The sequence below is a fragment of the Nocardioides sp. WS12 genome, from assembly GCF_014108865.1.
Lineage (GTDB): Bacteria > Actinomycetota > Actinomycetes > Propionibacteriales > Nocardioidaceae > Nocardioides.
Genome location: NZ_CP053928.1, coordinates 1,452,355 through 1,466,350, shown reverse-complemented (window position 1 = coordinate 1,466,350; position 13,996 = coordinate 1,452,355). Strand labels below are relative to the sequence as shown.

General features: G+C 65.3%; 14 protein-coding genes. 7 read left to right on the top strand and 7 right to left on the bottom strand.

All coding sequences use genetic code 11. The features are described 5' to 3' along the window. Positions 1 to 6: 6 nt before the first annotated feature. Positions 7 to 954, bottom strand: coding sequence for a 3-hydroxyacyl-CoA dehydrogenase (locus HRC28_RS06865; protein ID WP_182379392.1), 948 nt, complete (start codon positions 952 to 954; stop codon positions 7 to 9). A gap of 147 nt (positions 955 to 1,101) precedes the next feature. On the opposite strand from HRC28_RS06865, the gene HRC28_RS06860 reads away from it, so the two are divergent. Then, positions 1,102 to 2,349 carry a helix-turn-helix domain-containing protein gene (locus HRC28_RS06860; RefSeq protein WP_182379391.1) on the top strand — a complete coding sequence of 416 codons (1,248 nt, stop codon included), beginning with the start codon at positions 1,102 to 1,104 and terminating at the stop codon, positions 2,347 to 2,349. Between the two features lie 16 nt (positions 2,350 to 2,365). Here HRC28_RS06860 and HRC28_RS06855 read toward each other — a convergent pair whose 3' ends face one another. Then, a complete protein-coding gene (locus HRC28_RS06855) occupies positions 2,366 to 3,028 on the bottom strand; it encodes a TetR/AcrR family transcriptional regulator (protein ID WP_182379390.1) in 663 nt (220 codons plus the stop codon). 161 nt (positions 3,029 to 3,189) lie between these two features. Here HRC28_RS06855 and HRC28_RS06850 point away from each other — a divergent pair, with 161 nt between their 5' ends. From HRC28_RS06850 to HRC28_RS06840, 3 genes are read left to right on the top strand one after another with little or no spacing between them, the layout of a single operon-like run. Then, on the top strand, positions 3,190 to 3,966 hold the full coding sequence (locus tag HRC28_RS06850; protein ID WP_182379389.1) for a hypothetical protein: 777 nt from the start codon (positions 3,190 to 3,192) through the stop codon (positions 3,964 to 3,966). After that, positions 3,959 to 4,834 (top strand): ABC transporter permease, encoded by an 876-nt coding sequence (locus tag HRC28_RS06845; RefSeq protein WP_182379388.1) that lies wholly within the window; start codon positions 3,959 to 3,961, stop codon positions 4,832 to 4,834. Before HRC28_RS06850 ends, HRC28_RS06845 begins: the two co-directional genes overlap by 8 nt. Then, positions 4,831 to 5,646 carry an ABC transporter permease gene (locus HRC28_RS06840; RefSeq protein WP_202033248.1) on the top strand — a complete coding sequence of 272 codons (816 nt, stop codon included), beginning with the start codon at positions 4,831 to 4,833 and terminating at the stop codon, positions 5,644 to 5,646. The genes HRC28_RS06845 and HRC28_RS06840 overlap by 4 nt, the downstream gene beginning before the upstream one ends. A 100-nt stretch (positions 5,647 to 5,746) precedes the next feature. Here HRC28_RS06840 and HRC28_RS06835 read toward each other — a convergent pair whose 3' ends face one another. The 4 genes from HRC28_RS06835 to HRC28_RS25120 are packed head-to-tail and all read right to left on the bottom strand — an operon-like array spanning position 5,747 to position 10,545. After that, positions 5,747 to 6,427: a DUF169 domain-containing protein gene (locus HRC28_RS06835; RefSeq protein ID WP_182379387.1), complete on the bottom strand. Its 681-nt coding sequence runs from the start codon at positions 6,425 to 6,427 to the stop codon at positions 5,747 to 5,749. A gap of 20 nt (positions 6,428 to 6,447) precedes the next feature. Further along, a complete protein-coding gene (locus HRC28_RS06830; RefSeq protein ID WP_182379386.1) occupies positions 6,448 to 7,977 on the bottom strand; it encodes a hypothetical protein in 1,530 nt (509 codons plus the stop codon). 53 nt (positions 7,978 to 8,030) lie between these two features. Then, entirely contained in the window at positions 8,031 to 8,606 is a 576-nt protein-coding gene (locus HRC28_RS06825) for a hypothetical protein (RefSeq protein WP_182379385.1), read from the bottom strand. Further along, positions 8,590 to 10,545 (bottom strand): alpha/beta fold hydrolase, encoded by a 1,956-nt coding sequence (locus tag HRC28_RS25120; protein WP_202033247.1) that lies wholly within the window; start codon positions 10,543 to 10,545, stop codon positions 8,590 to 8,592. Before HRC28_RS25120 ends, HRC28_RS06825 begins: the two co-directional genes overlap by 17 nt. A 105-nt stretch (positions 10,546 to 10,650) precedes the next feature. Between HRC28_RS25120 and HRC28_RS06815 the strand changes: the two genes are divergently transcribed. Further along, the gene (locus HRC28_RS06815) at positions 10,651 to 11,319 is read left to right on the top strand and encodes a TetR/AcrR family transcriptional regulator (RefSeq protein WP_182379384.1); all 669 of its coding nucleotides are present in this window, start codon (positions 10,651 to 10,653) and stop codon (positions 11,317 to 11,319) included. Between the two features lie 178 nt (positions 11,320 to 11,497). On the opposite strand, the gene HRC28_RS06810 is transcribed toward HRC28_RS06815, so the two are convergent. Then, positions 11,498 to 11,941 (bottom strand): helix-turn-helix domain-containing protein, encoded by a 444-nt coding sequence (locus HRC28_RS06810; protein ID WP_182379383.1) that lies wholly within the window; start codon positions 11,939 to 11,941, stop codon positions 11,498 to 11,500. A 132-nt stretch (positions 11,942 to 12,073) separates the two neighbouring features. Between HRC28_RS06810 and HRC28_RS06805 the strand changes: the two genes are divergently transcribed. Both HRC28_RS06805 and HRC28_RS06800 read left to right on the top strand, forming a co-directional pair. Then, positions 12,074 to 13,240, top strand: a complete 1,167-nt coding sequence (locus tag HRC28_RS06805) for a thiolase family protein (protein ID WP_182379382.1) — start codon at positions 12,074 to 12,076, stop codon at positions 13,238 to 13,240. Position 13,241: 1 nt separating this feature from the next. Further along, on the top strand, positions 13,242 to 13,934 hold the full coding sequence (locus tag HRC28_RS06800; protein ID WP_182379381.1) for an SDR family oxidoreductase: 693 nt from the start codon (positions 13,242 to 13,244) through the stop codon (positions 13,932 to 13,934). The last annotated feature ends 62 nt before the right edge of the window (positions 13,935 to 13,996 follow it).

Sequence of the window (13,996 nt, the reverse complement as noted above, 5' to 3'; positions counted from 1 at the left end):
GTGGGCTCAGAGCGGCAGCATCGAGGCAACGAAGTCCGGCAAGTCCGCGATGTCGGGAATGTCGAGGAAGCCGGGATGTGCGTAGGCGGGCTCGGGGTAGGTGTAGTAGCCCTCACCGGTGGGGACGCCCAGCAATCCCTTGTCGAGGAAGCGCTCCTTGATGTAGTCCGCGTTGGCGCTCATCTGAGCGTCGCCCAGTTCCTTGCCCCACAGGGCGAGGACGTCGTAGGAGGTCTTCATCCCGACCATGTCCATCATGCCCAGCGGGCCCACCGCCCGACCTCCGATCATGAAGGTGCGGTCCACGTCCTCGGGCCTGGCGATGCCGTTGGTCACGAGTGTCTGTGCCGCATTGAGCAGGGGCACGAACCAGCTGTTGACGATGTAGCCGTTGTGCTCCTTGAGCACCGGGATCGGCACCATCCCGATCTCGACGGCGAACTCGGTGACCTGCGTGAGCGTCTCCCGCGACGATCCGGGATGGGCCATCACCTCAGCGAAATTCATGGTCCAGATCCCGTTGCCGAAGTGGAGTGCACAGAACTTGTCGGCGCGGCCGGTGTCCTTTGCGAAGTCGCTCGGAAGAAGGGTGGAGGAGTTGGTCGCCAACAACGTGTGGGCGGGCAAGAGGCCGGCCATGTCTCGGTAGACGGCGGACTTGATCTCGCGTACCTCCGGCACCGCTTCGATCACCAGGTCGGCTTCGGCCACTGCTGCGGCCAGGTCGGTCGTGAAGGTCAGGCGCTGGCGCGTGGCGACGATGTCTGCCTCGCTCGCTCCCACTTCCGACAGGTAGATCGCGGCGTACTGGTCGTGGGTTGCGCGGCATCGGTCGATGGCATCCAGATCGATGTCGTACACGACGACCTTCTTTGCCTTGTATGCGCTGTGCCAGGCAATCTGCCCACCCAGCACTCCCGATCCCAGGACCGTCAAATTGTCGAGTGAGGACATGGATACTCGTTTCCTTTCGCCTGCGCCCGCTGTGTCGGACGTCACAACCATCCAGCCAGCGACCTCCTCCCGACAAGGACGATCCGCCTAGAAACGCGGCATGTGGATGGGCACTTTGCCCACGCACGGATTGGTAGCCTCAGCATCGTGACGGAGCGGACCCCGATGACCAGCGCGACCGCAGACGTCATCCGTCGGGTGTCCGAACTGCTGCTCGAGGAACCTGCCGACGTCCTGGCGAACCAGGACGACGCCGTGTTCGCCGCGATCCGCGACATGTTCCGGACCGAGCCTTCGTTGTCCGCGGAAGTCATGGCGAGCACCCGCAGCAACATCCTGCACTGGGCGGCGTCACTCCTGCGCGACCCGAGCGGTCCGGTGCCCGTCAACCTGAGCACCGAAGTGGTCGGCATCGCCCGGGACGCCTTCCGCCTGGGGGTGGCCCATGACCTCGCACCCGCCTATCACGCTGGCCACACGGCGTTGTGGCGGAACTGGACGCGACTGGCCTTCACCGCCTCGTCGGACCCGGCCACGCTGGAGCAGGCCCTCGACATTGCCGCCGGCTCATTGGCCCGCTACATCGACGCCACGCTCGTCGCACTGACCGAACTGCTCGAGTCCGAACGCGCCGGCCTGACCCGGGGAACCCACGCCCAGAAGCTCGAGACCGTGAGCCTCATCCTCGAAGGGGCACCCATCACCACCGACCGGGCCAGCGAACGCCTCGGGTACCGGTTCGACCGCCGCCACACGGCCGCGGTCCTGTGGATGGATCCGCGGGACTCAGACCGCCGCGCACTGCAACGCGCGGCGGAGGCCCTGGGCACGACCACCAACGCGCGACAGACACTGCACGTCATCGCCAGCTCCTCATCACTGTGGACCTGGCTCGCGAATGCGGGCTCCATCGACATCGCCGCCATCGCCGCCGCAACAGCACAGATCGACGGAGTGCGGATTGCGATCGGCCCTGAGGACACTGGCGTCGAGGGCTTCCGGCGCAGCCATCTCGATGCCATCGAAACGCAACGTCTGGCCCAGCGATTGCCGGACCTGCAAGTGGCCCGCTTCGCCGACATCCAGCTCGTCGCCCTCGCCACCCAGGACGATGCGAAGGCCCGCGAGTTCGTCTCCCGGACGTTGGGGCCGCTGGCGATGGCCGACCCCGAATTGCGGACCACCCTGCGCACCTACATTCGCGAACAGTTCAACGCGTCGCGTACCGCACGGGCACTTTTCGCCCACCGCAACACCATCCTCAATCGCATTCAGCGCGCAGAGGAGATGCTTCCCATGGCACTCGGCTCCAACAGCCTCGAAATCGGAGTTGCTCTGGAGATCGCGCACTGGATGGGCTCGCCTCCGAATACGACCAGCGCTTTCCGCGCCTGACCCGGTGACACAGCGGTCACGGCAGCACCATCCGATCTTGGTCGCCGTCTGGCCGGATCTCGACGCACCTGCGCGCAATCTCGGCGGCCTCGTCGACACCGAGCCCCAGCAGCCGCAGGGTCAGCTCGGCCTGGAGCGAAACCACGGACGCGTCGTGCTCGCCATCGAGGATTCGGCGGATCAGGGCAAGGGACCCAGCCACGACCGTGTGCACGACGACGTCGACATCGGGTATGAAGAATCGCCCGACCTCCATACCAGCCCGGACGACCTCGGACGCCTGGGGCCGTAGCGCACGGGCGTAGACCAGATCAGAGTGGTCCAGGCGTACGAGGAGACGAGCCAGTTCGGGGTCGGAGAAGGCGATCCCGACGATCCGGAGCACCGCGAGCGCCGCGGTCACCGCGGGATCCTGGTGCCGATTTCCGTCGTTGATGCCGGCGGTCGAAGCCATCTCGGCGAGGGACTCCTCGACAACGGCTTCGACCAGCTCGTCCTTGCTGGCGAAATGGTTGTAGAACGACCCCAGGGCGACGTCGGCCTGCTCGGTGATGTCCTGGATCCGCAGACCGGCCACGCCCTTGCTCGCGACCAGCTCGCGGCCGGCCGCGACCAGAAGACGTCGGGTGCGAGCGCGACGAAGGTCGGCTCGGTTGTTCCCCACACTGGCTCTGGCCATGGTCGCCAGCGTAGCCGGGACACGGGACGCGAAAGCTGTAGGTGGGTGCGGGAGGCGGTCGGCCGACCTCGGCAATCTGAACGTTCTTTCAGTATTGAAAAGATCTTCAAAGAATGCGAATGTGGTGCCCATCACGTCATCGCACCCACAGGAGCCGCCCCATGAGCCAGATCGTGCAGTCACCGGAATCGGCTGCTCCCGACCTGCGGAGGAGACAAGCCGAACGCGCGCGTCAGGTGCAGGTCGTGATGGCCTGGTGCGGACCGGTGTTCACGCTCTGTCTCTTCGGTGGGTGGGGTCTGATGGCCGGCTTCATTCCGCTCGTCCCCGCGACGGACTCCGCTGCACAGGTCGCTGAGCACTATGCGTCCAACCAGACGCTGCGTCTGATCGGGCTGACCCTGGCCATGGGCGGCGCCTTCCTCACGCTGCCGTTCTCGCTGGTGGTCAGCCTCCAGATGCGGCGGGCAGAACCGGGCGTTCCGATGATGTCCGCGCTCCAGTTCGGCTCCGGGATCGTCGTGACCGTGATCTCGATCGTGCCGATGGTCTTCTTCATGGTGGGTGCCTTTCGGCCCGAACGGCCTGCCGAGATCACCCTCCTCATGAACGACTTCTCCTACATCCTGCTCATCCTTCCGTGGCCGCCGGTCGTGGGTCAGTTGGTCGCGATCGCCGTGGTCACACTCGGCGACGGAACCGATGAGCCTGTCTTTCCCCGTTGGATCGCGTGGTTCAGTCTTTGGCTCTCGTTCCTGGTGCTCCCGGCATCACTCATCGTCTTCTTCCACGACGGCGTGTTCGCGTGGACCGGGATGATCGGGTTCTGGATTCCCGCCGCTGCCTTCGGCAGCTGGTTCCCCGTGATGACGTGGGCGCTGTTGCGAGCGATCCGCCAGGAAGCCCTCGCTGCCGGTTGGGAGCCCGGCCGTGCGTGAACGCAGTCAGCGCGTGCTTCCGGAAGGGCCGCCGATCGAGGCCGGGGGGCCATACGACGGCCGGCTGAACCGCGCCGTCGCCCTCATCCCGTCCGGGCCCCGGGACCTTGTCGCCGAGGTCGGCGGGATGGCGATGTTGCTGGGCAAGGTCTTGCGGAGCGCCGTACGGAACCCACGCGGCTACTGGGGCGATGTCGTGGAGCAGATGCACTTCACCATCACGAAGTCGTGGTTCGCGATCGCGGTCGGGATCTTCGGCTTCCTCACAGCGCTCGCGACCACAGGCATGCAGTTCGTCAACCTTGCCGGTGTGGGTGAGTACTTCGGACCACTCCTGGTCGTCCACTGCACGCGAACCTTCACGGTATGGGTCTCCACCCTGCTGGTCGCAGGCGTGATCGGAGCCTCGATCACAGCCGAACTCGGCTCGAGAAAGGTCCGCGAGGAACTCGACGCCATGGTGGTCATGGGGGTGGACCCGATCCGGGTCCTGGTGCTGCCGAAGGTCGTCGCGGTCATCCTCATCACAACCCTCCTCAGCATCCCTGCCCAGTGGATCGCGATCCTCTCCTGCCAATTCGCCGCCAGCTTCATCGGTGGGATCGAGTCTCCCGACTTCTACTCGTTCCTGTGGATCAATCAGAGTCAGACCGAACTGATCGCCATGGTGGTCAACTGCTTGCTGGCCGGGACGATCATCGCCACCGTCTCCAGTTACAAGGGCCTCCACGCCCAGGGGGGATCGACCGGCCTTGGCCGCGCGGTCAACCAGAGCGTGGTGGTCTGCTTCCTCGCACTGTTCGTCCTCCAGTTGGGCTACAACGCAGTCGTCCTGGGCCTTTTCCCCGAACTCGGAGGATTCCGATGAGCACCGACCGGACCAGCGCTCCCGGATCCGACGCGCCCGGCACATCACTTCTGCGGGGAGCGGGCTCGCTCGTTTCCTTCTCTGTCCAGGCGTTCAAGTCCGTCCCCACCGCGCTCCGGCTCTACCCGAGCGAAGTGATGCGGCAGGTCGGGCTGATGATCAAGTCGAATGCACCGGTCGTCTTCTTCATGCTCTTCATGCTCGGGGCGCTCATTGGCATCACCGGGACCTTCCTCTTCGAAGGGATCGGGCTGGAGAGCTACGTGGGCTCCATCACTGCGGTGCCCATGATGCGTGGGATCTCCCAGATCGTGTTCGGGTGGGTCCTGGCGGCAAAGGCCGGCTGCGGCACCGTTGCCGAGCTCGGTGCCATGCGGATCAGTGAGGAGATCGACGGCATGGAGGTGATGGGCGTCCAGTCCCTGCCGTTCCTGGTAGGAACCCGCCTGATGGCCGCGATCGTGGTGGTTCCGCCGATGTTCACCATCGCACTGGGCATTCACTTCGCCGCGTCGAAGTTCTTCTTCGTCGACGCGCTCGGCGCCGTGTCCCCGGGCGGGTACCACTACGTCCTGTTCCTGTTCCAGAGCCCACGCGACCTCACCATCGCAGTGCTCTGGGCGACCATCGTGGCCGTGATCGTGACACTTGTTTCCTGCTACTTCGGGTACACCGCGGAGGGCGGACCTGTGGGCGTCGGCCATGCCACGGCGCAGTCCATGCTCGTCAACCTGATGCTGATCAGTGCCTCGGCCACGATCATTGCCCAGCTGTTCTATGCAGGTCTGTTCAACGAGGCCATCGGCACGTGAGCCGCTCCTTCGGCGGTCAGCGGCTCGGCTCATGCCTCGCGCGAACCTCCACCTGCACGACGCCATGGTCGGCAGCTCGACCCGGGCGCGCGCCAAGGGTTCAACCGCTGAAGTTGGCTGCCATGTCGGCTGCCGCGAACTCGCTGACTGCTCGATCGGCCACACTCGAGGCGGTCAACCGATCGATGAACGAATGGAGATTCGCCGCCGGCACAGCGCACGTCATTTCATCGTCGGGCAACGAAGTCCGGGTCCGGCTCACCGCACAGCCCGGGCTGACGGCGACCTCGCCTGAGTAGGCGAGCGGGACGATGACACACTGCGGTTTGGGCACCAACTTCAGCTCCGGAATCGCTCCTGCAAGTGTCATCACAGCAGACGCCGTGAGCCGCAGCAGGACGACATCGGGACTGGTCGCCTCCGCCAGGGGTTCGTAGGTGATCGATGCCGGGGCGAACGGCAGCACCGGGGCGCCCACGAGATCGGCTTCGCCCACCCACCCACTGGCCAGCAGAGCAGCGGTGTCTGCTCCTGCTGCGGCCTCCGCCAACGGCAGGAGGCCGTGGGTGTAGCTGCCCACGCTGCAGTTCGCGTGGTCGGCAGGAATGGTGTCAAGACGTTGCTCCCGGGCGGGCGCCCAGAAGCAACACCCAGCCGGCGCTGGTGCGACTGGATCCACGTCTCCCGACGGGGCAGTTTCCCTGAAGGTGACCGCGACGGGCGCACTGGTGAGGGTCAGCAGAGCGCCAAGACGGTTGTTGAGGTCTGCGTAGGGCGACATGAGATTTCCTTCGTGCGAGTTCACAGGTAGGTGATGAGGACATGGTGGGAGTCGACGCTGAGGTCGATGCGGATGGACGTCGAACCCTCGGGCTTCCACGCTGAGTGAGGTCGACCGTCGAGATGCACGCTCAGACGATCGAGCACCGGGAGTTGGTTGACGACGAACGACGTGTTCGTGCCCCGCAGTCGCGGGGTCGCGGCATAGGTGTCAATCTCCAGGGCACCGCGCCCGGCGTCGTGATGGGTTCGCCGGATGCCGACCGTCGGATAGTCGACGCCGTGGACAGTCGGTTGGTGGTGCATGTCCAGGTTCGGCGAGTTGAACACCCGCGACCATGCTCCGGGCTCGGCACATTCGACCATCATCATGGTGGCATTGAGTTGTCCGCGGGGCCACTGGGTGGACTCCTGGAACCAGAAGGCGAAGCGGGAGTCATCCTCGCCGAACCACCGTGGTTCGAACTCGCGCTCCGCCACCTCGCGGAGCCGGTCCCAGGTGACCTGATCTCCGAGTTCGCGAGCCATCCACAGCCCGGTGGAGAGCAGTTGAGGGTCATCAGCCAGTTGCACGACCGGGATCTTCGGGTTACTCCAGCCGAGTCGACGCATCGAGGATTCGTACAGGTCGATGCCCAACTGCTGGTCCTGCGGAGTGAGGTAATGGAGCAGGATCAGGGAGCTGTACGCGTTGACGGCCCCGGGGAACGTCATGGTCGCGTCCTCGATGGGGTCGTAGTAGAAGGCAACCCAGTCGATCCGGCCGTGGCGGTCGCGCCCCATGTAGTGCTGTTCGGCGTATTTGATCCATCCCCGGAACGCGTCATTCACGGACGTTCCGAGCACGGCGTCGTACAACTGCAGTCCGAGGCCCGCCGCACTCATGCAGAACGGCCAGATCTTGGTGTTCTCACAGTGGGCGCCCTGCGGTCGAGCCACGAGTTGGTTCGACATGAACTGCGCCATCCGCTCGTGACTCCACGTGAACTTCCGGTTTTGATATCCCGTCACCTGGAACGAGTCCGCTTCGGTCGAGTCCCCGGAGATGTAGCGACGGATGCTCATCAGGAGCGTCAACCAGCCGCGGTAAAAGAGGTTGCCGTCGCAACCGATCGGGTCCGGCTGCAGTCCCCAGGGTTCGATCCCGTTGCCTGTCCATCCGGGTGGCGGATAGCTCCCCCGCAGGTGTTCGGGGATCACCATCAGCCATTCCGGCGGATACCGATCCACGTTGGGGTCAGGGCCGATGAGGGTGTTCCAGTCAATGGCGCCCCAGAAGGACTGGTAGCGGGCAATCAGCTCATCGAGGATTCGGATGTACCCTTCGCGCCACGCTGGCGTCGCCTCGATCATCATGGGCAGGACGTAGCCCATCTCGGCAACGTCGAATCTCGGGAACGCGCACATGGGGGGCTCGCTGTAGCGGTCCCACCACGCGTGAGGTGTGCCCTGATCGGACCAGTCGTCAGGCGTGGTGGCCTTGTCCCACATGAACCGCAGCCAACCCAGTGAGCGGTCGTTGAGCCCAGCCTGCCGAGTGCTCGTCCTCATGGAATGTTGTCCCTGGCTGACGTGTGTGGTCGTCCTTCGTGTGAACTCCATCGTCAAGGCTCCAGAACTGGTTCGTCGGTGGTGGATCGCACCTGCAGAAGGGTGGATCGTGCGCGCCACGCATCGGTCCACTCAGGGGCGAGCCGTGTCACGGCTGGCTCGATGACGACGGACTCGCCGCCCCATGTATTCGGATCGGGCTCGAGATAGCGGTGGGGAAGCTCGTAGTTCGGCCCTGCTGTGCGACCACGCTTGACGAACTTGCGGGTCAATCCGTGGAACCACAGCAGCACGAATGCGCTTCCCTGCAAGGTGACCGAGCCTCGGTGAATGCCCGTCACGACTCGATCCACGGTCGTGGTTGAGGTGAGCGCCCGCAGGGCAAGTCCGCTGCTCTGGAAGTGGACTGCACCATCGGGCTGACGACTCGGACCTGAGCCGGAGCGAATTCGGCGGTGGGTTGCGTCGAACTCCCAGTATTGGCAGACGTTGTCCCCCGCTGACACCTCGAACGTCATGGACCTGGTGATCTGGGAGCGCAGGGATGGCATGAATCGTGATCCGGTGCTCATCAGGAAGCCGAGTCCTCGCAGAAGCAGGAACAGGAGACCGTCATGGAGTCTGCTCATCGCTGCCCCTCGACGCGCTGATCGTCGGAGCGCCCCGTACATCGGGCCTCAGGTGCGCTTCGAGGAACTCCGCCTGCTCCGTGACCAATTGGTCGAATGCGGCACCGACGTAGAAGGCGAAGTGCCCCGCCTCATAGGTGCGTACGTCGGCGTACGGCGATCGCCGGAGTTGCCGTTCGGCCGTTTTCGGTGGCGCCACCGTGTCGGTTGTGCTGATGCAGATCAGGGACGGGACGGCGATGCGGTGCGCGGAGCGGCCCGGCCGGTAGCCAAGGACGCTCAGGACACTGCGCGCCGCCGCTTCGTTGCGCCACTGATGCCCGACGGGAACCAGCGCGTGCATCCCCTTCAGGGCGTCGACCGTGCTCATCAAGCCTGCCCCGCCGGGAACCGCTGCGATCGGGACCATGACAGCCGGCCGACGACGCGCCACAGCAACGAGATCACGCACGATCGGCGAGGCGAGTGCCATCGACTTGCCCGGTCCGAGCGCGAGGGCGGAGGCGACGCCGTCGGTGAAGGGGCACTGGGCGACCATCGCCGCCAACTCTGGATGACGTGCCGCCGTGGCGATCGCATGTCCACCACCCAGCGAACTCCCCCAGATCGCCATCCGCTCGCTGTCCAACTGAGGGAGCGAGACTGCGTGCGCGATCGCTGCGTCCCAGTCCTGGAGCTGTCGCTTCATCGAGAGGATCTGCCGCGGATGCCCACCACTGTCACCCAGACCTCGGTAGGTGAAGACCAAGGCGGCCATGCCCCGATCGGCGAACTCTTCCGCGTAAGGAGCCAGTCCCAGATCGCGAGTTGCACCCAAACCGTGGCCCATCACGACCACCGGCACTGGGGAATCAGCCCCAGCGTGGTGAGGAACATAGAGCCAGGCTCGACACCACGACGAACCAGACCTGAACTGCACCGTCTGGACACCATAGGTCGCACTATCGGGCAGCTTCGGCGCCGGGCTGGGATCGAGCTCTGGCTCTCCCCCGTTGGCTCGGCCGCGGGCCAACGCGCTTCCGTAGCCTCCTGATCGGTAGACGGGCAGCTCGCCGTCGCGTTCGGTGTCGCTCAGGTAGTCGAGCATGATCTGTTGGGCTTCCCGTTGCGGAAGCGAGGACAAGAACTCGCTGCGCTCCCACCGCAAGCCTGAGCGGAGCCCGCGAGTGATGCCAGCATTCACGGAGCGCTTGATCGCACCGATCGCCGACTGGGGTCGAGCTGCGAGGATCTCTGCCTGACGCACTCCCACCTGCACTACTTCCGACGTGGGTACGACCTCATCCACCACACCGAGCCGCAGGGCCTCGGCGGGTGACAAGGGCGACCCTTCCAGCATGAGTCGCCGCGCGCGGTGCGGACCCACGAGCGTTGTCAGACGTTGGGTTCCCCCGGCGCCGGGCGCGAAGCCCAACAGAACCTCCAAATGGCCGATCACGTAGTCACCGTCAGCCATCACCCGCACATCGCAGGCCCACGCGATCTCTGCGCCCAGCCCCAGGGCGGACCCGTTCAGCGCCGCCACGAAAATGGTTGAGCTGGTCGACATGAGGTTGAGCGTTTTGTGCATGTCGTCGAGTTGGAGAGCGCCCTGAACCGGAGTGCGCCGGGCGACCCACCTCGTGATCGGGTTGGAGTTCAGCATCAGCGCGAGCCACACCACGGCGGACATCACCCGGCGACCCAGGGGCGGGACAACCGATCCGTCCTCCTGCAACCACGCCAGGTCAGCGTGACCCACGAAGCGCTCCGGGTGGGAGCCCGTCAGCACCACGGCACGAACGCTGGGGTCTCGATCCGCCTTCTTCACGAACAACGCAAGGTCGCGGGCGGCATCCCGGCCCAGAAGTCCATGGAGATCAGTGCACAACCGAGCCACCAGGACGTGCTGCCCGTGGCGCCGCACCTCGATCGAGGGGAAGGTGAATTCGATGTCCATCATGCTCCTTGTGGAACTTCGTTACAGAGTGATGGAATACTAGTGCCGCCAGTCCGATCCGGCAACCGTCTCGCCAACTCGGCACGAATGACACGATGTGGAGCCATGACCCAGAGCGCACGCCGGCTGAGCAAGACCCAGGCCACTGACCTGCTAGTGACTGCCGCTACCGACTTGCTCGCACGGCACGGGCCGTCCGAGCTCCAGGCCCGCACCGTGGCAACCGCTGCCGGGCTGTCGTCAAGCGCGGTCTACCACCACCTCGGCGGCCTGCCTGAACTGATGCATGCCGTTGTTGAACGCGGCTTCGAGGACCTTTCAGCTGAATTCGTCGGACTGGTCGAGTCCCCCGATCCCGTTGCCGACCTGTTCAGCCATGCCTTGGCGATGAGGCAGTTCGCCCAGGACAATCCCCATCGTTACGATCTGATGTTCGGTCTCTCAACCCGTGGGACTTACCGGTCCTGGGAAGCCGAGTCAGCCGACCGCCGATCAGGAGCCTTTCGAACGACGTACAGCCATCTTGTTCGGGCCTGTGAGCGTGCGGTCCAGGCGGGCAGGCTGTCACGCGCCACGGACCCGGATGAGGTGGCCGATCAGTTGTGGTGCTGCGTCCATGGATTCCTCACCCTGGAACTCGGCCAGCATCTGGCTCACCGAGCCAGCCCCGTTCAGGACGTCCTCCGACCCCTGACCACGAACGTGCTGACCATGCACGGCGATTCGCACGAATCCGCAGCAGCCTCGCACGCTGTCGCTCTCGCCGCACCCTAGGCCGCACGCCACTCGGGACTGCAGCACGGGACAGAACGGCGACCGGGGCCAATCACTCCAGCCGTCATGCCGCCCACATCGATCAGGGCCACGATGACGCCGGCGCCGGGAGCGGGCGCAACTGCTCCGGGTAGGTGATGTTCAGCGGTCCTTCAGACGGCCGGGTCGCATGCATTGTTCACGAGGAGGCCGCGGCAGTCTCAATACGGCGGATCTCACCACGACGGACGACCTGGCCGCAGGCCTTGCACGCCACGACGGCGTGGTACTCCTCGCCACAGGCATGCTCGAACCTCATCGGCGGGCCCGACTCGTCTGCCAGGTTGCGATCGCCGAACTCGCGCATCATGGCGACGATCGGCCCGAGCGAGTGACCGAGATCGGTGAGGTGGTATTCGAAACGCGGCGGACGCGCTTGATACTGCACCCGAGCGACGAACCCTTCAGCCTCCAGACTGCGCAGCCTGGAGGTCAGGATGTCGCGGGGCGCGCCGGTGTAACCCACGATCGCGTCGAATCGGTGGTTGCCGAGCAGTAGTTCGCGGACGACGAGCAATGTCCACTTCGCTCCCACCATCTCGAGCGTGCGTGCGACCGAACATGGCCGAACCTGGGATGACATGCCCCCACCCTAGATGAGTTGGACTTCACAACCAAGTAGGTTGGAAATTCCAACTAACTGCGCATAGGGTTCAGCATTGACCCTCTCCTCGGCAACGACTCGGATGCCGCCCACATGAAGGAGCCATCGCTCATGAATCCTGCCGTCATCGTCGACGCAGTCCGCACTCCCGTTGCCAAAGGCAAGCCCGGTGGCGCCTACGCCGAGATCCATCCTGTCGACCTCCACGCGGCCCCCCTGCGCGCATTGGTCGAGCGCACGGGCATCGACCCCGCAACCATCGACGACGTCATCAGCGGCGCCGTCGCCCAGGTCGGCGAACAGTCCGGCAACACCGCACGCTGGGGACTCCTCGCTGCGGGTTACCCGGAGTCGGTGCCAGGCGTGACCGTGGACCGTCAGTGTGGCTCGAGCCAGCAGGCACTCCACTTCGCGGCACAGGGCGTGATTGCCGGCGCGTACGACGTCGCGGTGGCCTCGGGAGTCGAGTCGATGTCGCGCATCCCGATGGGCACCCAGTTTGCCGGCAAGGACTTCGCCGGGCCGTCCGTCGCCCAGCGCTACGCCCCCGGTCTCATCCCGCAAGGGATCTCCGCGGAACTCATTGCTGCCAAGTGGGGCCTTTCCCGCGCCCAGCTCGACGAGTACGCCGCCATGTCGCACCAGCGTGCCGCCACGGCGTGGAAGGACGGCCTGTTCGACGGCGAGATCGTGAAGGTCAACGACCTCGCCACCGACGAGGCGATCCGTCCCGACACCACGTCCGACTCGCTTGCCGGACTGCGCCTCGCGTTCCAGGACGACCACTGGAGCCAGCGCTTCCCCGAGATCGACTGGAAGGTGACCGCCGGCAACAGTTCTCCCGTCAACGACGGTGCCGCCGCGCTGCTGGTGATGTCACAGGCAGCAGCAGAGGCGCACGGACTCCGGGCCCGCGCACGCGTGCACTCCTTCGCCGTCGCCGGTGACGACCCCCTCTTCATGCTCACCGGGATCATCCCGGCAACCCAGAAGGTCCTCGCTCGCGCGGGTCTCACGATTGCCGACATCGACGCCTTTGAAGTCAACGAGGCATTCGCGTCCGTCGTACTCGCCTGGCAGGCCGAGACCGGCGCCTCTCTGGACAAGGTCAACATCAACGGCGGCGCGATCTCCATCGGTCATCCCCTGGGCGGCTCTGGTGCCCGCCTGGCCACGACTCTCCTCAACGTTCTCGAACAGCGCGAGGGCCGCTACGGCCTCCAGGTCATGTGCGAAGCCGGCGGCCTGGCCAACGCAACCATCATCGAAAGGATCTGAAATGGCAGTCTTCGACGTCGTTCTCGTCACCGGAGCAAACGGAGGGCTCGGCACACATTTCGTGGAGCAGGCCCTCGAACGCGGCGCACGCACCGTGTACGCGACCGCACGCACGCCACGCGAGTGGAACGACCCGCGCGTCGTGACCCTCGCCCTGGACGTCACGGATCCCGCGTCCGTGGCCGCCGCCGCAGCCGCCGCAACCGACGTGACGCTGGTCGTCAACAACGCCGGCAGCTCGAACGGCTCGACCGTGTTGAACGACAACCCTGACCTGCGCGACCTGTTCGAGGTGAACTTCTTCGGACCCCTCGCCGTCGCCGGAGCCTTCACGCCGGCTCTCGCCGCCAACGGCGGAGGGGCCCTGCTCAACGTGCTGTCCGTGTTGTCGTGGATCGGCATCGGCGACGGCTACAGCGCCACCAAGGCCGCGCTCTGGTCCGCCACCAACACCCAACGAGTCGCCCTCGCCGACCAAGGCACCCTGGTGACCTCACTCCACCTCGGCTACACCGACACCCCCATGACGGCAGGCCTTGACGTCGCCAAGAACGATCCGGCCGACATCGTCCGAAAGGCCTACGACGGCATCGCCGCAGGGGCCTTCGAAGTGCTCGCAGACGACCTGTCGGTGCAGGTCAAGGCTGGCTTGGCGGCTCCCATCGAAGCGCTCTACCCGCAGCTGGCGCGCTGACCGCTACCGCTCACCTCAACTTCACCGGCACCCATGCTGTCGGTGGCCCAACAACCAAGGAT